Annotated in this window: 18 protein-coding genes; 8 read left to right on the forward strand and 10 right to left on the reverse strand. The window is 40.4% G+C overall.

Annotated features, from left to right (window positions below; translation table 11 throughout):
- Window positions 1–59 precede the first annotated feature (59 nt).
- The 3 genes from ACYVFA_RS17840 to ACYVFA_RS17850 form a co-directional block, all read right to left on the reverse strand.
- Window positions 60–1043 carry a glycosyltransferase family 2 protein gene (locus ACYVFA_RS17840; RefSeq protein WP_460473211.1) on the reverse strand — a complete coding sequence of 328 codons (984 nt, stop codon included), beginning with the start codon at window positions 1041–1043 and terminating at the stop codon, window positions 60–62.
- A gap of 114 nt (window positions 1044–1157) precedes the next feature.
- Window positions 1158–1778, reverse strand: a complete 621-nt coding sequence (locus ACYVFA_RS17845) for a T9SS type A sorting domain-containing protein (protein ID WP_460473212.1) — start codon at window positions 1776–1778, stop codon at window positions 1158–1160.
- A gap of 207 nt (window positions 1779–1985) precedes the next feature.
- The gene (locus tag ACYVFA_RS17850; protein WP_460473213.1) at window positions 1986–3635 is read right to left on the reverse strand and encodes an OstA-like protein; all 1650 of its coding nucleotides are present in this window, start codon (window positions 3633–3635) and stop codon (window positions 1986–1988) included.
- 25 nt (window positions 3636–3660) lie between these two features.
- Between ACYVFA_RS17850 and tilS the strand changes: the two genes are divergently transcribed.
- The 3 genes from tilS to nhaD all read left to right on the forward strand — a co-directional run bounded on the left by tilS (window position 3661) and on the right by nhaD (window position 7062).
- Entirely contained in the window at window positions 3661–5028 is a 1368-nt protein-coding gene (gene tilS / locus ACYVFA_RS17855) for a tRNA lysidine(34) synthetase TilS (RefSeq protein ID WP_460473214.1), read from the forward strand.
- 37 nt (window positions 5029–5065) lie between these two features.
- A complete protein-coding gene (locus tag ACYVFA_RS17860) occupies window positions 5066–5617 on the forward strand; it encodes a hypothetical protein (RefSeq protein WP_460473215.1) in 552 nt (183 codons plus the stop codon).
- Window positions 5618–5787: 170 nt separating this feature from the next.
- Window positions 5788–7062, forward strand: coding sequence for a sodium:proton antiporter NhaD (gene nhaD, locus ACYVFA_RS17865; RefSeq protein WP_460473216.1), 1275 nt, complete (start codon window positions 5788–5790; stop codon window positions 7060–7062).
- Between the two features lie 79 nt (window positions 7063–7141).
- On the opposite strand, the gene ACYVFA_RS17870 is transcribed toward nhaD, so the two are convergent.
- Complete coding sequence (locus tag ACYVFA_RS17870; RefSeq protein WP_460473217.1) at window positions 7142–7891, reverse strand: GLPGLI family protein; 750 nt, start codon at window positions 7889–7891, stop codon at window positions 7142–7144.
- Between the two features lie 161 nt (window positions 7892–8052).
- Between ACYVFA_RS17870 and ACYVFA_RS17875 the strand changes: the two genes are divergently transcribed.
- Together ACYVFA_RS17875 and ACYVFA_RS17880 are read left to right on the forward strand one after the other, a co-directional pair.
- Complete coding sequence (locus ACYVFA_RS17875; RefSeq protein WP_460473218.1) at window positions 8053–9687, forward strand: sensor histidine kinase; 1635 nt, start codon at window positions 8053–8055, stop codon at window positions 9685–9687.
- A 177-nt stretch (window positions 9688–9864) separates the two neighbouring features.
- Complete coding sequence (locus ACYVFA_RS17880; protein ID WP_460473219.1) at window positions 9865–10551, forward strand: response regulator transcription factor; 687 nt, start codon at window positions 9865–9867, stop codon at window positions 10549–10551.
- 68 nt (window positions 10552–10619) lie between these two features.
- On the opposite strand, the gene ACYVFA_RS17885 is transcribed toward ACYVFA_RS17880, so the two are convergent.
- The 6 genes from ACYVFA_RS17885 to ACYVFA_RS17910 all read right to left on the reverse strand — a co-directional run bounded on the left by ACYVFA_RS17885 (window position 10620) and on the right by ACYVFA_RS17910 (window position 17632).
- Window positions 10620–11315, reverse strand: coding sequence for a response regulator transcription factor (locus tag ACYVFA_RS17885; RefSeq protein WP_460473220.1), 696 nt, complete (start codon window positions 11313–11315; stop codon window positions 10620–10622).
- Window positions 11270–12991, reverse strand: coding sequence for a sodium:solute symporter family protein (locus ACYVFA_RS17890; RefSeq protein ID WP_460473221.1), 1722 nt, complete (start codon window positions 12989–12991; stop codon window positions 11270–11272). The genes ACYVFA_RS17885 and ACYVFA_RS17890 overlap by 46 nt, the downstream gene beginning before the upstream one ends.
- Window positions 12988–13137, reverse strand: a complete 150-nt coding sequence (locus ACYVFA_RS17895; RefSeq protein ID WP_460473222.1) for a hypothetical protein — start codon at window positions 13135–13137, stop codon at window positions 12988–12990. The genes ACYVFA_RS17890 and ACYVFA_RS17895 overlap by 4 nt, the downstream gene beginning before the upstream one ends.
- Before the next feature lie 277 nt (window positions 13138–13414).
- The gene (gene porW, locus ACYVFA_RS17900; RefSeq protein ID WP_460473223.1) at window positions 13415–15592 is read right to left on the reverse strand and encodes a type IX secretion system periplasmic lipoprotein PorW/SprE; all 2178 of its coding nucleotides are present in this window, start codon (window positions 15590–15592) and stop codon (window positions 13415–13417) included.
- 394 nt (window positions 15593–15986) lie between these two features.
- Window positions 15987–16745 (reverse strand): patatin-like phospholipase family protein, encoded by a 759-nt coding sequence (locus ACYVFA_RS17905; RefSeq protein WP_460473224.1) that lies wholly within the window; start codon window positions 16743–16745, stop codon window positions 15987–15989.
- A gap of 53 nt (window positions 16746–16798) precedes the next feature.
- Entirely contained in the window at window positions 16799–17632 is an 834-nt protein-coding gene (locus tag ACYVFA_RS17910) for an MBL fold metallo-hydrolase (protein WP_460473225.1), read from the reverse strand.
- Between the two features lie 19 nt (window positions 17633–17651).
- Between ACYVFA_RS17910 and ACYVFA_RS17915 the strand changes: the two genes are divergently transcribed.
- The 3 genes from ACYVFA_RS17915 to ACYVFA_RS17925 all read left to right on the forward strand — a co-directional run bounded on the left by ACYVFA_RS17915 (window position 17652) and on the right by ACYVFA_RS17925 (window position 23446).
- On the forward strand, window positions 17652–19088 hold the full coding sequence (locus ACYVFA_RS17915; protein ID WP_460473226.1) for a sensor histidine kinase: 1437 nt from the start codon (window positions 17652–17654) through the stop codon (window positions 19086–19088).
- Window positions 19089–19315: 227 nt separating this feature from the next.
- Complete coding sequence (locus tag ACYVFA_RS17920) at window positions 19316–22867, forward strand: DUF7948 domain-containing protein (RefSeq protein ID WP_460473227.1); 3552 nt, start codon at window positions 19316–19318, stop codon at window positions 22865–22867.
- A gap of 123 nt (window positions 22868–22990) precedes the next feature.
- Window positions 22991–23446, forward strand: a complete 456-nt coding sequence (locus tag ACYVFA_RS17925; RefSeq protein ID WP_460473228.1) for a DUF4920 domain-containing protein — start codon at window positions 22991–22993, stop codon at window positions 23444–23446.
- Window positions 23447–23576: the final 130 nt, after the last annotated feature.

A 23576-nucleotide genomic window follows, 5' to 3' on the forward strand; every position in this document is an offset into this window, starting at 1 on the left:
GCGACAATGGAATTGTGCACGTACCCCGTGCTTTCAGTGTCTATTGTGGCAAATCTTGTTTAAGTATTAATCAGTCTGAGTTTTTCTTGCATAAAGCCTACACCATAGGCAAATAACTGAATGAAGCAGGCGATGATGCTCAGGAAGCCTACTTTGAGGCTTTTGTTTTGCAAGGTGGAGTCTATGAATATCATCAATTGATAGAGCACCATTACGCCCACAGAAAAGAGAAAAGTATAGCAGAAGAATGGGCTGATGAAACTCAGCAGCAATTGGATAGGGATGGATAAAACGCCTAAGGTAAACACCATCGGGAAGAAGTGTACCAATTTCAATTCAGAAGGAAACATTCTGGATAGGTTGATGCGGCCACGGCCGAAGAAGTGTAGCTGTTTATAAAACTGCCTGAAATCGGTACGTCTTTTATGGTAAATAAAGGCTTCTTCTATCAGGCCTACTTTGAAACCTTTGTCAATAATACGGATACTGAATTCTATATCTTCGGCCATGCGGGTCATGGTATAGCCCTGGGTGGCTTCCCATACTTTTCTGGATATACCGAAATTGAAACTACGCGGATGGAATTGCCCTCCAGCATTGTTTTTCTTTCCTCTGATGCCTCCGGTAGTAAAGACCGAAGTCATGGCATAGTTGATGGCTTTCTGGGTATCAGTAAAGCTTTCATGCGCTGCGTCAGGGCCGCCGTAAGCATCCAGCCAATTTGCAGAAAGGTAATTATCGACAATCTCAAAATATCTTTCGGGGATAATGGCATCAGAATCCAGCTGCACGAAATAATCGCCGGAGGCACGTTCGAAACCATAATTGCGGGAAAAGCCTTGTCCTGAATTGGGTTTGTAGAAGTATTTAAGATCCAGACGTTTTTCGAAGCTCCGGCATACTTCTTCACATTTCAGGGTTGAGCCATCTTCTACAATAATTACCTCAAAGTTCTGGTAAGTCTGTCTGGTCAGGCTTTCTAATAATTCTCTGACTTCGTCAGGACGGTTATATACAGGCGTGATAACTGAATACTTTAGCATGAGGTAGTGATAGGCAAATGATTTTTTCTGCAAAACAACCCTATTTTATGGGCTTTTCCAAAAAAAAAGGAAGCGAGTCGTCGCTTCCCAGATGGTATTATCTTGCTCAAATGCTTAGTTATGTCTTACTAATAATTTTTTGGTAACTACTTTTTTGCCATCTACTACCAATTGATAGAGGTATACGCCTGCATCCCAGTTGGTGGTTTGTACTTTCAATTTGCGGTCGCTTTTATCTAACTCAAAATTACCAACCTCATTACCCAATAAATTGTAAAATAACATACTGGCATCGTTTACATTACCTGTAATCGAGTAATCTACCATCGCAAAATCATTGGCCGGATTCGGATAAATGTTCGAAACGGTAATTTTTTCGTTAGAGAACAATTTATCAGGCTCAATGCTGTTATTATTAGTAGTGCCTATGTTTCTATCAGTGTTTGCTGTAAGCGTTTCAGTATTATTTGTGCTTGCTTTCACAACTGCTGGTTTCGGAGAACCATTCAAAAGGGCATTTCTGAAGTATTGATTTACCACAGTAGGTTTGTCCAGCTTTACCTCTTTAGGCATTGGTTTGCCTACGTAGCTTAATTTCTGAACCTGTGCTTTCGTAGCTGGCTTTTTACCTATATCCAAACGCGACTTGCCTTTCTCGACTTGCGCCAAGGCTACGTTTGATAGTAGAGCCATTCCAATCAACACCAATATATATTTTTGTAAATTTTTTACCATATTTTAAAACAAAAAACTTTTATAAGATTCGTTATGTGATTTGTAGGGATTATACAAATATAAATCACAAAGAATAAAAACCAAATTAATTTTTTATATAAGGACGCTATTTATGATTAAATGGTTGCAATAAGTGATAAATATTATCGTTAGCCATTTTTTTTAATACGCTTTTAATATTTTATACTACTAAAAAAGTGTGCCAGCCTATTGTTTTACAGCAAATTTCACACCAAGAACATCTTCTTTTGTAGGTTTTTCTTTTTCGCGCCAACTAAAGCCATCCAGACGGTTTGCGCTGTTGGTCAGCTCTTTAGGTGGCACCAGTTTCGAATCGGGCTTACCTATAAATGCTATACGCTTCACCTGATTTTCTTTAAACCTGATATTCATTCTACTACATTCGACATGATTTACACCAATTAGTTTATTATGGTCGTCTAAAGCATAATAAATACTTTGGCCGTTACCCTCCACAATCACCTGGTCGAGTCGAGTCTGTTCATTAAGCAAAGCTGTTATTTTTCGCCCTTTTACCTGATTATAGTTCGATGAGGTATCTTTGGCTATCACAAACCCCTGATTGACGAGGTACATCCGGTTTACCTTACCGTTTTTCATATATACGTGAATTGTATCTGCTTCAGATTGGTTTTGCGGATTCCAAATGATAGGTTTTGTGAAAAAGTGGATAACAGAGTCTTTCAGGTCATAGAGAAGCGAGTCACTTTTGCTTTGCATATCTATTCTGTAAACCTGCACGTTGCCCTGCGCTATCAGTTTTTCCATCTTTTTCTCCCGCTTCACCGTGTCTTTTTTTGCCCTAGTAGTAGCCACACTGTCTTTCATTTCATAGGCATATAGGGTATCAGCACGCATATAAAGTGTGTCTTTCTCAGAGCCATTACGCATAACAGCATTGCCCATTACCTTAATCAATCCTAAATCACCATTGCGGATAGCTCTTTGCCCGGTCAGAATTACTTTATCTTTCTTTGAAACAAATTCTACGTTTCCTTTGGCGATGCCTGATTCTGTTTTCTGATTAAACAGCAACGTATCACCCACCAGCGTATAGTTTTCATTGACGACTTTGGAGCGGCCTTTGAAATTCGATTGCTGGGTTTCGGTATTATAAGTACTTCCGGCATTGGCTACAATATCACCGTCTTTGCTTTTAATAAGCGTGGGCGCTTTAAATAAGGCTATTTTAGTACGGGCATTGTATTGTAGACTATCGGTAGTAATGGTATATTTCGGATTGATGATTTCTACGTTTTCCTTATAATTAAAAATTTTGGAACGCGTATTATAATAACCTTTTTCGCTTTTCAGTGTGCTTGAATCCTGCACAATCACCCCTCTTACCGGATAGTAGGCCCTGTTTCGAGCCATATCGTATTCTATGATACGGGTGGTAAGCGTTACCTTAGAGTCAGTCAGCACTACTTTTTTACCTAATACACGGGCGAATCTTGTATTGCCATCATAATAGAGGGTATCACCTGTTACGGTCAGAGTATCGCCCTGCACAATGCGGATATTGCCAAAGGCTTCAATATTATTGGTGAGCTCGTATTGGGTAGCGGTATTACAGTAGAGAATAGCTCCTTTATGCTGAAATGCCACATTGCCTATAAACTGACGCGATGCTATGGCTTCCTGATTATTCCCAATCAAACTATCGGCGTGTAATAGATTAATGCGGGTCTTGGGAGCAGTAGGAACTGGCGGATTGAGGGGCTTCTGGGCATAAGAGATAAGCGAGCATAGTAAGCCTGTCAGCAACATCAGCGGAAATCTGTTGGAGCAGAGAAAGCGTACTATTCTTATATTTTTCAGGCCAATAGTCAACATCTTGTGAGCAATATTCTAATTTTGTTTGCAAAAGTACGTAATTGCGCTCATGCTTCAGTCTTTCTTAACATATATTAACGAACAAAGTCTTTTCCAGCCTACTGATAAAATCATATTAGCGGTGAGCGGTGGGAAAGATTCCATTGTATTATTAGACCTGTTTCGGGAGGCTAAGTTTAATTTTACGGTTGCTCATTGTAATTTCCAGTTGAGAGGCGAAGAATCAGAGCAGGATGCTGAATTTATGGAGCAGCTATGTGCGAGCAACGGAATACCATTCCGTGCTACCACCTTCCAGACAAAAGACTATGCCAAAACCCACAAAATTTCCATAGAAATGGCTGCGCGTCAGCTCCGTTATGAATGGTTTGAGCAGTTGAGACAAGAATCAGAGTACCAATACATTGCTACTGCCCACCACCTGAACGACAGTCTTGAAACCATTTTGCTGAATCTGACCAAAGGCACAGGCATTTCAGGATTGAGAGGTATTTTGGCTAAGAAAGGGGCCATCATCCGGCCATTACTTTTTGCGTCCAGAACAGACATTGAGCAATATGTGGCAGAGAAGCAATTAGAATGGCGGGAGGATAGCAGTAATGCGTCAAATGATTATCAGCGGAATTTATTGCGAAATGAAGTGGTGCCTTTGCTTAAGCAAATCAACCCCAATGTAGAAAATACCTTTGCCCGGAATATTGAACGATTGCAAGCGATTGACAGTATTTTTCAACAAAACCTGAATGACTTTAAAAAGGCAATTAGTAAGGAAGAGCCTGATGTCTTATCATTAAAAATCTCATCTATTCAAAGCTGGCAATCGGCAGCTTATTTATTGGAGGAAACATTGAAAGAGTTTGGCTTTAACTATTTTCAATCGAAAGAAATCTATCAATCACTAAATAAAGCCTCCGGTAAAACTTTCCAATCGGCTACTCATACGCTTATTAAAGACCGTGAGTATCTGATTATTACGGCCAAAGAAGAAAGGAGTTTTGAGGAAGTATGTATTGAAGAAGGTATTGAAGAGATTGAGTACTATGGATTGAAACTAAGAATAAGCCAGACTACCGTAAAAGATTGGCAAGCCTATCTTAACGCTGAAAGAAACTCCAATATTCTCTGGGTTGATGCGGCTAAAATCAAATATCCCTTGAGTATACGCCCGTGGCAATCCGGTGACTGGTTTATTCCTCTGGGAATGAAAGGAAAGAAGAAAGTAAGTGATTTTCTGGTGGATAAAAAAGTGCCTTTACACCTGAAAAAAACTACTTTTCTCTTATGCTCAGATGACGATATTGTGTGGATTATCGGGTTGAGAACTGATGAGCGATTTAAGGTTACGGAGGGGAGCAGGGAGGTATTGAAAATTGAAGTCCAAGCCAAGTTATAATCATTAAAGTTTAAACATTCAGATTGAGAGAAAAACTATGGTGAAATACTATGTAGATTTTAAAGAGGTATCGTATGAAGAAGCTATTAAAGCAGATTCTTACGAGAAAAAAATGATTCTTAACGAATTTGAGTCAAAAACAGAACATATCCGCTTAGGTAAAATTACGTTTGTAAAATATACTACGCTTTTTCATAATATTCTATCTCAAAAGCTGATACCTGAACATTTAAGCAATTATCCTGATATAGAGTTTAGTATTAGCGACTACATGGTTAAATACGAAGGAAATGTTCGGATAAACACCACCTACTTTTATAATCAAAAGGGTGATTTTGTGTATAAGTGCCAATATTATTCAGTAGATGATATAGAGATCAAAGAGGTTTCGTACAGCGACTTTGATGGAAGCAAAATCAGTAATATTAGAAAATATCAGTGGGGAGAGGATGATGAGTTTAAAGCTTTCGAATATAATTCGGGCGGAAAGCTAATTCTTGTTTACGATACAAAAGATGAAGAATCCGGTTCTGGAGTGCATTATAAATTTTCGGAGGACGAAACTTATTATACAAATGGGTTGCTGTAAAATGATTGAGTATTTTACAGGAGACTGAGTAATTATTTTTTCCTTAAGAATGTCTTACCTTAGAAAGATTCTGAGGGCTTTTTCGTAAATTTGCAAGGTAAATACTACCGTTTCTTTCGGTAATTAGTCTTAATTTCTCCCAATTTTTTTTATATAATCCCAACAGTTTTATGATTGCCGTATTATTGATTATTTTCTTTGTAGTGGGGTATATCGCTATTGCTTTCGAGCACCCTCTTGGCATTAATAAAGCCGCTACCGCCCTCATGACTGGAGTACTCTGCTGGTTGATGTATTTTTTAGAAGTACACACAGTAGATGAAGCCTCCGAACACTTAATGCACCACCTGGGTGATATCGCCTCTATTCTGTTTTTTCTGCTGGGAGCAATGACAATTGTGGAGTTGATAGATTCTCATAATGGATTTGAAATCATAACCCAGAAAATAAAAACTACCGATAAGGGGAAGCTATTGATCATTGTTTCGGTTCTGACTTTCTTTATTTCGGCACTCTTGGATAACCTGACTACTGCCATTGTGATGACCTCGTTATGCGCCAAAATCCTTCACGAAAAAGAAGATAAATTCTGGTTTGCAGGCATGATAGTCATTGCAGCCAATGCCGGAGGGGCATGGTCGCCACTGGGTGATGTAACAACTACCATGCTCTGGATAGGCGGGCAGTTAACAGCCCTGAACATCATGGCGAAAACATTTCTGGCTAGCTTAGCGGTGGCTGGTCTTCCTCTTCTGATTCTTGTCAATAAATTCAGAGGAAAGAAAATAAAGAAGCCGTCGGTCAATAAAGATTTAGTATCTAAAGAAAGCAATACAATTTTGATTACCGGGGTAAGTTTATTAGTATTTGTGCCAGTTTTCAAGACCGTTACCCATATGCCTCCATTTATGGGTATGTTATTGGCCTTGAGTATGATCTGGATTGTAACGACCTGGATCCATGCCAGGAAACATGAGCACGAGAAAAAGAAATTGAGTGTGGCTAATGCTTTGCAAAAGATAGATACGCCAAGTATTCTGTTTTTCTTAGGTATCTTATTAGCAGTAGCGGCTTTAGAATCTTTTGGTATGCTCAAGACCTTTGCTACTTTTCTGGATGGCACACTTAAAAACGACTACCTGATAGGAATTACGCTAGGTTTATTATCAGCCATAGTTGATAATGTGCCTTTGGTGGCTGCGGCACAAGGTATGTATGATTTGAGCGCTTTCCCACAAGACCATCGTTTCTGGGAGTTTTTAGCGCTAACCACCGGAACAGGGGGTAGTACTATTATCATAGGGTCAGCAGCCGGTGTAGCTGTGATGGGTATCGAAAACATCGATTTTATGTGGTATCTCAAGAAAATCAGCTGGCTGGCTTTAATAGGTTTTATTGCTGGGGTATTGGTTTTTATCGGTCAGCAATGGTTGTTTCATGTCTAGAATTCTGGACATTATATCAATATAAAAAGCACCAGATAACAGTCTGGTGCTTTTTATATTGACGGAGTGTGAAATAGGCTTATTCTCCTCCATTTCTAATAATAATTCTTGGGCCTGAACCGCCTCCCTGAATACCCATTTCTTTCATATAATCATCCCGGATTTTCTTGAATTCTTTGTTACTTACTTTTTTGCCTCCGGTTGGCGTTTTTATTTCATTGGTGAGTTTTTTGAGCTCTATTTTAGCAGCAGTAATAAGGGTAGCTCCCTCATTTAAATCAACTTGCAGAATCAGACCGGGTAAACCCCAGAAACCTTGCGGGCCTGCCGGACTCACCAGCGCTTCGGTATACCATGCTACTACGTCCTGCTTGGTTTCTTCATTACGAAAAGTAGCTTTCTTGCAATCATAGCCTGCTACTTTTTTAGTTTCATCTACAAATTTCCACGGATTGGTTTGCAAAGAGTCTTCGATCCTGAATTTCTTGCCTGCAAAATCGGTCACGGTGATAAATTTGGAAGCTTCGAAATTACGGTATAAATCCATTTGCGGACGGGTGAAACGCATTTGTACATTAGCCCCACCTGCCGTAGTATTTATATCTTCCGGGTCTTCTTCAATATTGGTATAGAAAGATTCGGTAGGGGTAAAAAACAAGCGGTTTTTACTGGTTCTGAACTCAGGAATCATGCTTTTCATTTGCTCCTGGTCTTTGCCCAGACCTTTGTGCATATTTACCTTAAACTCATAATCAATAATGCCCTCCTGTACTTGTGCCATTGCTAACTGGCTGATAACTAAAGCGATAAATAAAAATAACTTTTTCATCTGATGCTGGTTTGAAATGTTTTCAGCAAAAGTAGGTTTCTACGCTCTGAGGGCAGGTTAATCATTATTGAAATAATGTTAATTAAGGTTAATAAATAGCCATGAAACCAAAAATGTCTTTTAAATTCGTATCAGCAAACAGGTGTATTGATTAAAAGACATTGACAACAGGAATAAAAAATAAGACACACTTCCTACTAATATGCGTAAGCTTATTGGTGCTGACGCTGTTTAATATTTTCTGGCTCCGACAGAACTATGGTGAGCAAAAAAGAAACCTGCAAAAAGACATCACTAATAATTTTGAGAAAACGGTCTCTATGATGCAGGATTCTCTGATTAAACGTCGGGTTGATTCTTCGTTTAAAGCAGATAAACCAGCAGTTACAACTAAAAAGGCAAAATCGAAAAAGAAAGGAGATAGCAAGACAAATGAACCAGTGGTGAGGAGTATGTTTTTCACCAGAAAGTTTCCAACGCCGCCCATTATCCCTGATAGCATCGATGGCAGACCAACAACTATTTATACGGGCAAATTCGATTTTGTTGATTCGATGAATAAAGACTTGCTGGCAAAAATGATACAGTCTATAAGTCTGGATTCTAACCGTAATAGTATCAGGATACAATTAAAAGAAAATAACGGTTTTTCTAAAGATAGTCTGCCCAGGCACCCCCGACGAATTATGATGGTTTCGAATGTGAGCTTCAACACTATTGAGAAGGAAGAGAAAAAAGAATTCAATCATCTGTATATCAAACCCGAAAGAAAAAGAAAAGACCTTCCTCAGAATATTGTTATCAATTTAGTGGCCGACACCCTGAAACCTAAAGAACTGAAACAGAAATATCAGTCCAGATTATTGAAACAACAGATTACGGTTCCATTTGAGGTGACAATAAGGAAAGCCGCTCAGTTAGATACTACCGCTAAATTAAAGGCACAAGTGCCATTTGCTGGTTTAGTATATCAGGCTAAATTTGAAGAGCCCGATTGGTTTCTTATCAGAAAAATTACGCCACAGATACTTTTCTCACTCTTTCTGATCACGATTACCAGTTTGTCGTTCTGGTTGATTTATAGAAACCTGCAACAACAACAGCGATTAACGGCTCTTAAAAATGATTTTGTAAGCAATATCACCCATGAGCTGAAAACGCCTATTTCAACCGTAAGTGTAGCCATTGAAGCGCTCAATAGTTTCAATGTTTTACAAAACCCTGCACAAACGAAAGAGTATCTGGAAATCTCGAAAAATGAACTGAACCGATTGTCGATACTGGTAGATAAGGTGTTGAAAATGAGTGTTTTTGAACAAAAAGAACTGGTATTGAATAATGATAATGTCAATTTCAGGAGTTTGGTAGAAAGTGTGCTGGCTACGATGAAACTCCAATTTGAGAAATGCCAGGCTAGTGTCAATTTTGATTTATTCGGCAAGACTTTCACGATTATCGGCGATTCTATTCATTTGACGAACGTTGTTTATAATCTACTTGAAAATGCCCTGAAGTATAGCAAAGACCCGCAGATAAATGTGGTTTTGCAGGAGAACGAAGAGAATCTGCAATTGAGTATTGAAGACAACGGGATGGGGATTGAAGAAGAGTTTTTACCGAAAATATTCGATAAATTTTTCAGAGTACCAACCGGAAATGTGCATAATATCAAGGGCTATGGTTTAGGGCTCAGCTACGTAAAAAACGTAATCGAACGCCACAACGGCACGATAGAAGTAAATAGTAGAGTAGGTGAGGGGAGTACGTTTATTATGCGATTGCCGCTGATGGGTTAATAAAAATCTTGATAGTTTGTGTTTGTAGAGACGTAATGCATTACGTCTCAAGGATCTATCTACATTAGAATAATCAGCTATCCTTTTTAATCATGCATCAGAAAATATTTATCAGATGGGATAGGCCAATGGAGACGTAAAGCATTACGTCTCTACAAAAAGACAATTTGAATACAAATGACAAAAGTATTATACGTAGAAGACGAGCCTTTTTTGGGCAAAATAGTAAAGGAAAGCCTTGAAAGCCGGAATTTCAAGGTAGAAATGGTGGCAGATGGCAATCTGGTATTGAAGGCATTCGAGCAATTCAAACCGGATATCTGTGTGCTGGATGTGATGCTGCCCAATAAAGACGGTTATACGCTGGGCAATGAAATCCGGCAGATAAAACCTAATCTGCCTATTGTATTCCTGACTGCTAAAACTCAGACGGATGATGTCTTGAAAGGCTTCCAGTCAGGAGGGAATGACTATATCCGCAAGCCTTTTAGTATGGAAGAGCTGATTGTCAGGATTAATAATTTATTGTTATTATCGAATAGCAAAGGCATCACACCAACGGGTAGCATTTCATTAGGGAAATACGAGTTTTTACCTCAGAAATATGAGCTAAGGCTCAATGATAATTGCCGTAAGCTATCGCACAGAGAAACTGAATTATTGAAGATTTTTACGGAAAACAGAAACTTTACGGTAAATCGTAAAGAAATATTGATGCGCATATGGGGAGATGATTCGTTTTTTAACTCACGGAATCTGGATGTATATATTACCAAACTCCGTGATTATCTGAAAGAAGACGAAACCCTTGAATTGATGACAATTAAAGGCGTCGGCTACCATTTTACAACACCGACGACTTAGTCAACAATGACTTAAAATTACAATCCCCCTTTAGGGGCAGTCTGCCGCGCGGCCAGGGGTGTCTATTCCTAATCGTCTTTCAATACATAACCCATACCGGTTTTGGTATGAATCAGTTTTGGTTCGAAGTCTTTGTCTATTTTCTTGCGAAGGAAGTTAATATATACTTCAATCACGTTCAGGCTGTTTTCGGCATTATTGCCTTCCCATATCTTTTCGGCAATTTCAGCTTTTGAAACTACTTTGCCTTTGTTTCTGATCAGGTATTCGAGCAAAGAAAATTCTTTGGGGGTCAATTCAATTTTTGTGCCCTGACGGGAAGCCGTTTTGCTTTCCAGATTGATTTCCAAATCAGCAATTCTCAGGAAACTGGAGGCATTCGGTTCGTTTTCAGCATAGGCTCTTTTCAGGAATACATTCACACGTGCCAGCAACTCTCGGTATTCAAAAGGTTTTACGATATAATCGTCGGCACCTCTTTCAAAGCCTAATATCTTATCGTCAGTTTCGCCCAGCGCGGTCAACATGATAATGGGGGTCTGGCTATCTTTCTCACGGATTTTGGCACAGACTTCGTACCCATTCATAACCGGCAGATTGACATCCAGAATAATGAGGTCGTATTTACCGCTAGACCCCAATCGGAGCCCTATCTGTCCATCAAATGCTACAGAGGTATCAAAATCTTTTTCGGCCAGCCCCTTGCTGATGTTTTCAGCTAGGCGTTGGTCGTCTTCGACGATGAGAATTCGCTTTTTTTCCATAAGTTTTGAATCATCCACGCTATACCAATGACTAACGCGCAGCCAAGGGGGTTAAACCAAAGATAGGCAATCCATTCTTTTTTCAGTATCAACTGCGGAATCCCGATTCCTAAGATAATACCCTGGCTGATAACTGCCGCCCAGAAAGTGGCAGTGCCGCCAATCTTTTTAAAATAGAATGCTACCAGAAATACACCTAAAATAATGCCATAGAATAAGGAACCCAATACGTTGACAACCTCAATCATATTGCCCAATTCGCTGGCATATTGTGCAACAAATATACAAAAAATACCCCACAAAACCGTCGAAACTTTCGAAGCATTCAATTCGGCCTTTTCGGTGGGCGGTGTTTTGGCATACTTGCGGTATACATCTATAACGGTGGTGGCAGCTAAAGAATTATACGCCGAGGCGATAGATCCCATAGAGGCCGCAAAAATAACGGCTATCAACAGACCGATTAAACCATGCGGCAGATAATCGAGCACGAAGCGCAGGAAGACAAAATCTCTGTCGTTGGTAGTGGCACCTGGATTGTTTTTCTTAATCAGGTCAACCACCTGTGCTTTTACATTTTTACTTAATGAATCCGATTCTTTTAAAGAGGCTTTATACACCATTAACTGCTCATCCTCCACATCTCCCATCTTGCTTAATAATGCCTGCTTTTTCTTCGAAATAGCCTCATGTTCCTGCTCCAATGCCTGCAATTGCGGTGCATACTGGCTGGTGCGGAGTTTATCAACCTCGACTTTATTGAAGAACACAGGAGTAGTGTTGTATTGATAAAATACAAATACCAAAACCCCCACCAACAAAATGAAAAACTGCATAGGCACCTTCAGCAAGCCATTCATCACCAAGCCTAATCGGCTTTGATTGGTGGATTCTCCGGTCAGGTAACGCCCTACCTGAGATTGGTCAGTACCGAAATAAGATAATTGCAGGAAGAAACCGCCAATGAGCCCAGACCATAGATTATAACGGTCTTTCGGATTAAATTCGGTAGAGACCAGTTTCATGTGCCCGGCTTTACCGGCTATTTTCAAGGCTTTTACCAAGCCAATATTCTCAGGAAGCATCTGCAAGACAATTACCCCAGCCAGAAACATAGCAACCGTAATCACGAGCATCTGCTGCACGTGGGTATAAGAAATGGCTTTTGTACCACCAATGACGGTATAAGTAAGTACCAGTCCACCCATGATGATATTGGTCCAGACAATATCCCACCCGAAGATGGTAGAAAGAATAATAGCAGGCGCATAGATAGAAATACCCGTGGAAAGGCTACGTTGTACCAGAAACAGAAAGGCTGTAAAAATGCGCACTTTGCCATCAAAACGATGCTCGAGGTATTCGTAAGCAGTATATACTTTCAGGCGATGGAAAATCGGAATAAAGGTGATACATAACACAATCATGGCCAGCGGCAAACCGAAATAGAATTGCACAAAGCGCATACCGTCATCAAAACCCTGTCCGGTAGTTGAGAGAAACGTAATAGCACTGGCTTGTGTAGCCATTACCGAAAGGCCTACATGATACCAGGGTAATGATTGATTGCCAAGCAGATAGCCGTCAATGTTTTTGTCGCGGTGGCTTTTGTACACACCGTAAACAATGATTATAAGTAATGTAACCGTAAGAAGTGTCCAGTCGAGGTTGGTCATGCAAAATAGCGGGTGAAAAGGTAGAAAAGGATAATAGTAACAAGCAAAGCTCCGGCGACTAGTAGGTATACGTTTCGCCAGGTACCAAGAATAGGAGATTGCTCACTATCCTCTTCCATAGGGGCATCGGTTTTAGGCTTAGTCATAATTATAGGTTATAGATGTATTTAGTGAATTAGTGATTGAGTGAATTAGTGATTAATTTGTTACTAATGATTTACTCATTCAATAATTACATTTGGTATAACTTCTTCAGTAGAATATTTTTGTCAATATTCTCTATTTTAAAAGGATATTTTTTGAGTCAATAGACGAATCTTTTATATGAGTAGACCCTAAGAGAAATCAGGTATGTTATCTTTTTAGCTTCCTAAGCCTCTTTCATCTTCAATCACTCATTCACTAACTCACTCATTCACTCAATTATTTCTTATCCAACACAGCTATGAGTTCTTTCGCTCTTGGCATGAGGTTGCTGGATGGATAGCCCTGAATGAATTCGTTGAGTGCTTGCTGGTATATGTCCCGTTGTCCGGTTTTGGCCAGTAGCATAATGCGCAACATGGCAAACTTATCTTCAATACTGGTACCTGTATAGGTAATCAATCCGTCTTCAGCCAGTTTCAGTGCCGATTGGTAACTCTCATTGCTATACAAATTAAATGCCTGCGAATACACCACCTGTGCTTTTGATTCGGTATCGCTCGTAATACTCACATTGCCTCTTAATAATTGTCGGGCATAAGTTGATGCCGGAAATTTACTAAGCAAAGTAGCACGATACGGGCTCGTTTCCTGATTAGGAGAACTAAGTGCCAGTAAATACAATACTTCGGCTTCATGCACCGTATTCGGGAATTTTGCCAATAAGGTTTTGAAAGTCGCTATGGCATTGTCAGGCTCATTGAACTGAAATTTGTAGATTTTGCCGAGCTGATAATAGGCTTCTTCCTGCTTGCGCTGTGAAGCCACCAGTTTTTCAGGGCTTGACGGAATTCTGGCGTATAATTCTTTCTTTTTGGAGTCTAATTCTTTGGCGGTGGCTTCTGCTTTTTGTTGCTCAGCCTCCTGACGGGTAAGTGAGGTTGCCGGAGTATTTTCGTTGCCTACCACACCACGTTCTACTTTAAAACTTACCGAACCCGCTTGTTTATCTTTTCTGCGCCAGTCATCTTCCAGCGGTCGGTTGCCCCATAATTGTAAGAAATCGCTTTTGTTTTTAGCAGCTACCACGGGGTCGTAAAGCTCCCAGCGTTTAAAGGTTTCGTCTTTATCCGAAAGTCTTTGTACGGCTACAGTATTGGTTTTCTTAGCTGCCTCTTCTGCCGCTTGTTTAGCCTTTTTAATTTCTTCTTCTTTTTGCTGAATTACCTGTTCCAAAGCCTTATCAAGTGCGGCAGGGTTCATGGTTGCCAGGCGTTGTAAACTATCTTCCAGTGTCAATACACGCTGGTATTTTACAAAATCACTTAACGATGAGGCTCTTCTTGAAATACGGTCGTAATCAGGTGAGTTTTTAGGCAGGGCTGTCAAAGTACTGTCGTAGAACAGACTGGCTAAATCATATTTCTCCAGTTTGTTATAGTGTATCTCGGCTAATTCGAGATAAGTATACGCATCCTGTGATTTATTGCCTGACGAATTTCTGAGAGACGAATTATAGTACTCAATGGCTTTCGGATAATTGCCTTTCTTGGCCTCCAGATTACCCATGGTATAGTAAATCTTATCTTTCAGGTCAGAATTCTTGCGGTCGAGCAACATCTTTTTGAAATTCTCCTGAACCCCTGCGGCGCTTCCTCTTTTGACTACGGCTTCGTCTAGCAAAGCATTCATTTTGGAGTAGAACTCCATATCATAATTCGGGCGATTTTTCGAAACAGCCAGATAATGAGGCAAAGCTTTAGCTGATTGATCGATAATATCATACATCTGCGCCACAGCATAATGCACACGGGCAGTTGCTTCGCCTTTTTTCATCAGTTTCAGGGCTTCTTCGGCAATGGCGGCTGAGGTCGCAAATTCGCCTGTTCGTTGATGCAGATAGGCTTTGGTCAGATAAAAATCGCGGGTATTGGCTTTGTTGAGGTCCAGGGTTCTGATTACTTCTGATACTTTCAAGGCCGTTTCGTAATCTTTTTGCTCGGTATAAGCGCGCATCAGCCAGATTAAGGCCATGTGGCGGCCTGTTTCGTCTTTGGTAGTGGTATTTACATATTTGAATACCTCAATGGCATTGAGTAAATCGCCTTTCATGAGGCGGGCTTTGCCTAGTAAAATATAAGCTTCGGCTAAGTATCTTGAGTTAGAATGTCTTTCGGCAATCAAAGAAGTTTTCTCTATCACCTCTTTCAGATTAGTTCCTACTGCCTGGGCTTTGGTAGAGTCTATCGGCAGGAGAATGGGCATCAGGGCACTGTAATTTTCTTCACGGGTTTTAAACAACTCCTTTTCAGCCTCTTTCATGTTTTCACGAGAGATAATCAAAGAGTTAAAAAGTGCGTTCGTGTTATGCCATGCCTTGCTTGTTGGCGAATTACTAAACTGCGAACACCCGGCCGTGATGATTAAAAACAGTATAATGATGGATAGTTTCTGCACTTCTGAATAGGTTTTTGGGGTAATACGTCTGAGTTGATTATAGTCAATATCCCACCTTTAAACGATTATCTGCCTGAAAAATTATCTAATTTGGTGCCAAAAATAGCAAATGATTTGATGCAATACTGTTTATTTTATTATTTGGTGGGGAAAATGTTGGAGGGTTTTAGATATTGGGAAGGAGAGATGTTATCATAGTACCTTTTCTTAAGGAGCCCCTTGGTTCGGTAGCTGAGCGTAGTCGAAGCCACCGAACCAAGGGGCTCTAAAAACTATTAAATAAAAAGCGTTTATGTATTCTATGTAACAAAATCTATTATTCGCTAATTCACAATTCATTATTCGCAATTAATCACTAACTCACCGCAGAGGCGGCCGCTCAATCATTCACCCCTTACATCACCTGCAACAGCTTCTTTTCCCATTCTCTGATTGTGCATTCATAGCCTAAATCAAACATTTCTTTGGCTTTTGACATATTCAGACCGTCGTAGCGATAGATTTCTGCGGGTTCAATCGCTAAATGGCAGCGTCTTAGCTTTTCACCTGAATTATTTCTGATAGAAAGAAAAAGGCTTTTCATCAACACATCCTTAAAGGAGTTGATAGCCATATTGTTATTAACAGGCATGATATTGACACCTATGATAAAATCGCAACTTTGTTCCAATGGCCCAATTGGCAGATTATCAACTATTCCGCCATCAATCAGGGTTCTGCCCTCAAAGCGGACAGGCTCAAAAATACCCGGCAGGCAGCAGGAGGCTAATATTGGTTTAATCAACTCACCCTCTTTAAAATAAACTGCCTCACCTCGCTCAAGGTCGGTGGCACAGATGGTCAGGGGCATTCTGAGTTGTTCAAAAGAATTATGCGGAATGTATTTCAGAAATAAATCCTGTAGTTTTTCGAGTTTGAACAAGCCAAATCTATTGAAAGCAAATTTTATGTGACTGAAAATACCTGCAGAGACGATGGCTTCAAAGATATAGTCAGGTGTATATCCTGCGGCTATCATGGCACCAACAATTGAGCCTGCGCTTGTGCCAGTAATCATATCCGGTTTTAAACCAACTTCTTCCAATGCCTTAATGACACCTAAGTGAGCAAAACCTCTGCTACCACCCCCTGAAAGTGCTAATCCTATTTTCATGCAGTATATAAATTTTAGAAAAATAAAATATGCTTATCCTCTTCCTGCTCTACTTACAAATTAAACAAATCTGCTACCCGATAGCCCTTTTCGGTCAGGTGGATATGTGCCGCATCATGCAAGGGGTCATGGTCGAAAATGATAGTCCAATCGTTATCAGCAACTTGCTTTAAGAGTTGTTCTTTTTCGCCCATGGTCTGCAAGGGGCGTATGTCATAACCCATCACATAAGGAATTGGTATGTGTGCGTGAGACGGAATAGTGTCAGCAATAAATAAATACGTTTTTTCTCCTTGTTTTATTTTAGGCATAATCATCTTTTCTGTATGCCCGTTAGCATATAATAACTCAATTTCGTTGCCAAAAGTTTTATCTTCTTTGTCTACAAAGTGCAAAGCCCCTGTTTCCTGCATCGGTAAGATATTTTCTTTCAGAAAAGTAGCCTTTTCACGTGGGTTCGGGTGCGTGGCTGACTCCCAGTGTGCTGAGTGTGTCCAGTACTTAGCATTCGGAAAAGTCAGTTCCAGACGGTCTTTAGCCGTATTCCATTTCACACTTCCGCCACAGTGGTCAAAGTGCAGGTGGGTACAAAGCACATCGGTAATTTCATCAGGAGAATAACCTGCTTTTTTTATTGATTGAATCAGGTCTCCGTCACCATGTCTATAATAATAGCCCTGCCATTTGGCATCCTGTTTATCGCCCATACCACTATCAATCAATATCAGCTGTTGGCCGGTATCGACCAACAGGCAGCGCATTTTCCAGCTACACAAATTATTTTCATCCGCAGGTATCTGCTTGTGCCAGATAGTCTTGGGCACTACGCCGAACATCGCTCCGCCATCTAATTTGAAATCTCCTGCGTCAATCACATGAATTTGCATATTCTTTATTAAATTTGAGATGAAAAGTTCGCTGTACGAATATCAGGCAAGTAACAAATACCTGAATACCAACCCAAATATGCAAATACGTACCAAGATAGCCATACAATTTACGATAATAATCGCTTTTATATTGATTATATTCTCCATTGCGGTCTATTATACTTCCGAAAATTTCAGAAAGCAGGAATTCTATAACCGGCTACATGATAGAGGAATCCTGACTGCTCAGTTATTGAAAGAATTAAAAATCACCGAAAAAGACAAGAAAAAACTACGCGATGCCAACAAAACGATTCTGGGTAAACTGAATGTGGAAAAGGTATTAATGTTTAACGATAAAGACGAGTTGGTTTACGCCAGTTATGAAGCCGAGTCTTTTTTGTATAGTCCGGCTTTTCTGAAACAGGTTCGACAAAGAAAATATATTGAAACCAGCGATTGGGATAATCAGGCTACTGGGTCTTTGTATATTGATGAAAACGGCAAATCTTATGTAGTTGTAGCTGAAGCTACCGATATTTATGGGAAAGAAAAACTCCAGAATGTCAGAGATACGCTCATTATCAGCTTTATTATTGGCATTGTTCTCACCATTATTCTGGGGATTATTTTTGCGGGGCAATCGCTCAAACCCATTGCCGAAATCAATGAGGATATTACCAATATTACAGCCTATAACCTCAAACAGAAGCTGAATGTAGGCAATGGTAAAGATGAAATAGCCCAATTGGCTAATAATTTCAACCGGATGCTCGAGCGGCTTGAAACTTCGTTCGAAATGCAGAAAAGTTTTGTTTCGAATGCTTCTCATGAACTGCGCACGCCATTAGCTGCCCTTAAATCAGAAATACAGATTGCGCTTGAAAATGAGCGCTCGACTGATGAATATAAAAATATACTCAAATCATTATTGACTGATACGCAACGCCTGATACAGTTGACCAATGGGCTACTGCAACTGGCAAAATCGGAGAATCAGGAGAATAATATGGCTTTGAAGCCTACCCGTATCGACGAGATATTGTTTAAAGCGCAGGAAGAAATACTGAGCCTCAATGCCGATTATAAAATTGCCGTAGATTTTGACGATATTCCCGACGATGACGGGTGGGTAACAGTGAATGGAAATGAAGCGCTTCTGTTGACGGTCTTTACCAATTTATTAGATAATGCCTGCAAATACTCGCTCGAACACGAAGCGGAGGTGAAAATACGTTTTAATGAAAAACAATGTATTGTTGCTGTAAAAGATAATGGAATCGGGATTCCGGAAAGCGAGTTGAGCAAGATTTTTGAACCGTTTTACCGCACTCAGAATGCCTCGCCTTATCGTGGACACGGAATTGGCTTGTCGGTGTGCCGCAGAATAATTGATATTCATCAGGGCAAAATGGAAGTACAGAGCGAAGTAGGAAAAGGAAGCGTGTTTACAGTGACATTGCCACACTTATAGGGAATGTTTGTGGGAGACATTGCTCCCGGAAAATCACAAAACTCAGGGGAAAAACATTGGGAAGATTGCGCTTTTTCAGGTAATAGTATCCTGTAAATTTTAATGATAATTATTCGGTTATATACTAATTATCATCTAATTTAGCTGAAACTACTGCTATCAGAAGACCCACTTCTTCATTGAAAAACTTGACCTATTAAAACCTTACTCTATCAAAACGGATTGGAATGAGATATTTTTACGTTTTTTGTTTCTTCATCACTACCATTTTTGCCTCAACAGCTGCCCCCAATGCATCAGTTAAGTTTATTCGCAACGAAGGGCAATGGGAGACTTCGATACTTTTTAAGGCAGAAATCCCTGGAGGCTATTTATTGGTCAGGCGCACGGGTATTCAATATGTCTTTTTTGATACCAAAGCCTTAGCTGCACTACACGCCGGAGGTATTACAGACTCAAAAGGTGCCAGAATAGCACCCGGCCCTATTAAAGGGCATTCGTTTGAAATGACTTTTCAGGAAGCCAATGCTTCTCCCAGGATTGAAACCGCAGTCAAAAGCCCGACTATCTACAACTATTTTATTGGCAATGACCCAACCAAGTGGAGAGGAAATGTATCAGCCTATGACGAAATCTATCTGAAAGATATTTATCCTGATATTGATTTCAAACTGTATAGTTACGATCAATCGCTTAAATACGAATACATCGCCAAACCCAAGGCTGACGTATCGAAAATCAGAATGAAATATGCAGGTTTGGATGAGTTGAGTATTCAGAATAAAAAACTTAATTATAAGACCTCCGTCAATACCGCAACCGAGTTTGAACCTTATTCTTTTCAGGTAATTGGGAGCAAAACAGTTGAGGTAAAATCAGGATTCAGATTGAAAAATAATGAAGTACAATTTGAATTTCCTGAAAAATATGATGCTTCACAATCGCTCACCATCGACCCCGAATTGGTCTTCTCTACTTATTCCGGTTCAAAATCAGACAACTGGGCACAAACCGCTACCTATGATGCCGACGGTAATCTCTTTGCCGGTGGCTCCGTATTTGGTGGTGAATTTCCTGTAACTAATGGCTCGTTTCAGGTAAATGCAGACGCTGGCAGTATGCCCAATAGCATGACTAACACCAAAGGTTATGGCATTACCGATGTGGTAATTATGAAATTAGCAGGTAATGGCTCACAATTACTCTATGCTACTTATTTAGGGGGCGATGCCTCTGACGTGCCGCATAGCCTCATTGCCAATTCGAAAGGTGAACTGGTGATTTTTGGGACTACGGCTTCGAGCAATTTCCCGACAACCAGTGCTTCTTATAAAAGAAAACACGCCGGAGGGAGCTTGTTTGGCGTATATGGCTCTTTCTCAACAGATGATGAAGACCCTAATTTTACAGGAATCGGTTTCGAGCGGGGAAGTGATATTTTTGTAGCCGTATTAAGCAAGGATGGTAGAAATCTGGTAGGTAGCACCTACTTAGGTGGCAAGGCGAACGATGGTTTTAATGATACCCGTGCACTGACTATCAAAAACTATGGCGATGAATTCCGTGGGGAAGTAGTGGTTGATAAAGACGATAATATTTATCTGGCTTCTATTACGGCCTCAACTGATTTTCCTTTAGTGAATGCCAGCCAGCAAACCAAAGGAGCGGGTTATGATGCGGTGGTTTGCAAGCTGAATCCTAACTGTTCTCAGCTTTTATGGAGTACTTATCTGGGCGGTAATAATTTTGATGGAGCCTATGGTATTAAAGTAGATGATGCAGGGAAAATATTTGTTTGTGGGCAGACATTCAGTTCTAATCTGCCTGTCACAACTGGCGTGCATGGGCAGGCTTATGGAGGTAGTGGGGATGGGTTTATTGCCAAATTCAGTGCTGCGGGAGCCATTGAGCAAATGACTTATATGGGTACTACCGAAGCTGATGCCAATTTTTTTCTGGAGATTGACAACGAAGATAATGTCTATGTATTCGGGCTTACCCAAGGGCCTTATCCGGTATCAGACGGTGTTTATCGCAATGCCAATAGCGGGCAGTTTGTGCATTGTCTGGACAAGAATCTGTCTAAAACAGTCTTTTCAACAGTAGTTGGAACGGGCAGAGGCAGAGGGCGCATAGATATTGTACCAACGGCTTTTCTGGTGAATGATTGCGGCAATATTTATCTGGCTGGCTGGGGAGGAAAAGTAAACTCGGCAACTACCAAAAACCTGAATCGCTTTAGTACTACTACGGGCTTGCCTGTTACGCAGGATGCCTATCAGGCAACTACGACAGGCAGTAATTTCTATCTGATGATTCTGGAGAAAAACGCCAAGTCACTACTCTATGCCACATTTTTTGGCTCGGCCGCACCGAAAGACCCAACCGGAGAAGTAGGCGACCATGTGGATGGCGGTACCTGCCGTTTTGATAAGCACGGCTATATTTACCATAGCGCCTGTGCCTGTTTATCACGTGGTGAAGACCATATTGCTACTTTCCCGATTAAGAATGCCTATCAGCCTCAGCACCAGAGTAGCAACTGCAATATGGCAGCCTTTAAGTTTGAGATTGATGCGTTGAAAGCTGATTTTGAGATAAAAAACGAAGCCAATCGTCCGGTAACAGAAGTTTGTGCACCTGCCAAAATCAACTTTTATGACCTGAGCAAGGGTGCTAAAACCTACGAATGGGTGATAAATGAAAATGTAATCACCCGAACCAAAGATATGATAGGGTATAATTTCACGACACCGGGTACTTATACTATTAAACTGCGGATATATAATAAAATTACCTGCCGTACCACTGATTCTACTGTAAAGACTTTTCTGGTAAAAGGCTTTGTGGCACAGGCCAAAGGCGATACTTTGGTATGCCCTAATTCGCCTGTGCAATTATCGGCTCTGGGAGGTGTAAAATATACGTGGTCGCCAGCCGCAGGTTTAGATAATGCAGGCATTGCCAATCCTGTTGCTAAAGTACAGAGTACTACCAGGTATACTGTTACTATTGAAAAAGAGGGTTGTACAGTCAATAAAGACGTAACTATCAAGGTAGAAGATGATAAAAAGGACTTTCTGGCAACGGGAGGTAAGGAGATATGTGCAGGCCAGAGTGTAGAGTTAAAAGCCACTGGCTATGCTACCAAATTTACCTGGTCGGGTCCGGGGATGCAAGATTCTCCGGGCACAATTATTACGGTTTCACCTACCAAAACCAGTACCTATACGGTTTCCTGTGAGTATCCGGATGGATGCAAACCCACACGAACAGTAACTGTGGTGATTGATGAATCATTCAAGCCCGATTTTACGTATTCAGTCACACATGATTGTACCAAGCCCTATGAGCTGACATTTACCAACAACACACAGAATGCAGCCGAATTTAAGTGGAGTATGGGCAATGCCGATACCCTCAATGCCCTGATTCCACAAGCCTATCGTTATAACAAGGGCGGCACGTTTCAGGTAACATTGAAAGCCTTTAATAAGATTGGTTGTGAGTTATCAATAACCAAAAGCATTGATGTGCCAGAAAACGAGGGTAAAGTACCCAATGTGATTACGCCCAACAATGACGGCAAAAATGACCATTTCATCACCGGATTCAAGGATGTAACGATTGATATTTATAATCGTTATGGGAAACTGATTTATGAATCAAAAGATTACCAGAATGATTGGGGCAAGGATATTCCGTCAGGTACGTATTATTATATCTTTAGTACCGCATCAGGTACTAGCTGTAAAGGTTGGGTTACGGTAATTGATTAATCAATTTTTTATATACCTTTGTAATAAATATCATTATTTGCTGTTTTTAAATTAGCATATGAGACAGTTGTTTATTCTATAAAAGTTTAATCAATTTTATCATCATTTTTAATATTCTCAACAATGAAAAAACTCGTTTCAATTCTTCTTATCGTATTAATAGCCAACATTTCGTTTGGACAAAAATTTGATAGTTTCGGCGAAAAAATCGAAGCTGATGGCGCTGTTGCCGCTACCGAACTAAGCAAAAAAGCCAAAGAAACACCAGCTTTCGAAAGCAAGGTTTCTGGGGTAGTAGAGTCGGTATGTCAGGTAAAAGGCTGCTGGATGAAAGTAAAATTAGAAGACGGACAAACCATGCGTGTTACTTTTAAAGACTATGGTTTCTTTGTACCGAAAGATATAGCAGGCAAAACAGTAGTATTTGAAGGCAATGCTAAAACCAAAACTACCTCGGTAGACGAGCTTCGCCACTACGCAGAAGACGGCGGTAAAAGCAAGGAAGAAGTAGCCAAAATTACGGAACCGAAAACAGAGCTTACCTTCGTAGCCAACGGTGTGTTGGTGCCTAAGAACTGATAAAAAAAATAGTGTATTTTGACCCCATCCCCAGCCCTTCCCCAACAATGGAGAAGGGATTTAGGGAGTGGGGTCTTTCTTTTTTGTTTCTTTTTGCCTATATTTACCCCATACCTAAACTAAACTCATC

The organism is Emticicia fontis (genome assembly GCF_054779675.1).

Excerpts from the sequence above, each read along its gene's own strand:
- ACYVFA_RS17840 (WP_460473211.1), bottom strand. The coding sequence starts at position 1,043 with ATGCTAAAGTATTCAGTTATCACGCCTGTATATAACCGTCCTGACGAA.
- ACYVFA_RS17845 (WP_460473212.1), bottom strand. The coding sequence starts at position 1,778 with ATGGTAAAAAATTTACAAAAATATATATTGGTGTTGATTGGAATGGCT.
- ACYVFA_RS17850 (WP_460473213.1), bottom strand. The coding sequence starts at position 3,635 with ATGTTGACTATTGGCCTGAAAAATATAAGAATAGTACGCTTTCTCTGC.
- ACYVFA_RS17860 (WP_460473215.1), top strand. The coding sequence starts at position 5,066 with ATGGTGAAATACTATGTAGATTTTAAAGAGGTATCGTATGAAGAAGCT.
- nhaD (WP_460473216.1), top strand. The coding sequence starts at position 5,788 with ATGATTGCCGTATTATTGATTATTTTCTTTGTAGTGGGGTATATCGCT.
- ACYVFA_RS17870 (WP_460473217.1), bottom strand. The coding sequence starts at position 7,891 with ATGAAAAAGTTATTTTTATTTATCGCTTTAGTTATCAGCCAGTTAGCA.
- ACYVFA_RS17880 (WP_460473219.1), top strand. The coding sequence starts at position 9,865 with ATGACAAAAGTATTATACGTAGAAGACGAGCCTTTTTTGGGCAAAATA.
- ACYVFA_RS17885 (WP_460473220.1), bottom strand. The coding sequence starts at position 11,315 with ATGGAAAAAAAGCGAATTCTCATCGTCGAAGACGACCAACGCCTAGCT.
- ACYVFA_RS17890 (WP_460473221.1), bottom strand. The coding sequence starts at position 12,991 with ATGACCAACCTCGACTGGACACTTCTTACGGTTACATTACTTATAATC.
- ACYVFA_RS17895 (WP_460473222.1), bottom strand. The coding sequence starts at position 13,137 with ATGACTAAGCCTAAAACCGATGCCCCTATGGAAGAGGATAGTGAGCAA.
- ACYVFA_RS17905 (WP_460473224.1), bottom strand. The coding sequence starts at position 16,745 with ATGAAAATAGGATTAGCACTTTCAGGGGGTGGTAGCAGAGGTTTTGCT.
- ACYVFA_RS17910 (WP_460473225.1), bottom strand. The coding sequence starts at position 17,632 with ATGCAAATTCATGTGATTGACGCAGGAGATTTCAAATTAGATGGCGGA.
- ACYVFA_RS17915 (WP_460473226.1), top strand. The coding sequence starts at position 17,652 with ATGAAAAGTTCGCTGTACGAATATCAGGCAAGTAACAAATACCTGAAT.
- ACYVFA_RS17920 (WP_460473227.1), top strand. The coding sequence starts at position 19,316 with ATGAGATATTTTTACGTTTTTTGTTTCTTCATCACTACCATTTTTGCC.
- ACYVFA_RS17925 (WP_460473228.1), top strand. The coding sequence starts at position 22,991 with ATGAAAAAACTCGTTTCAATTCTTCTTATCGTATTAATAGCCAACATT.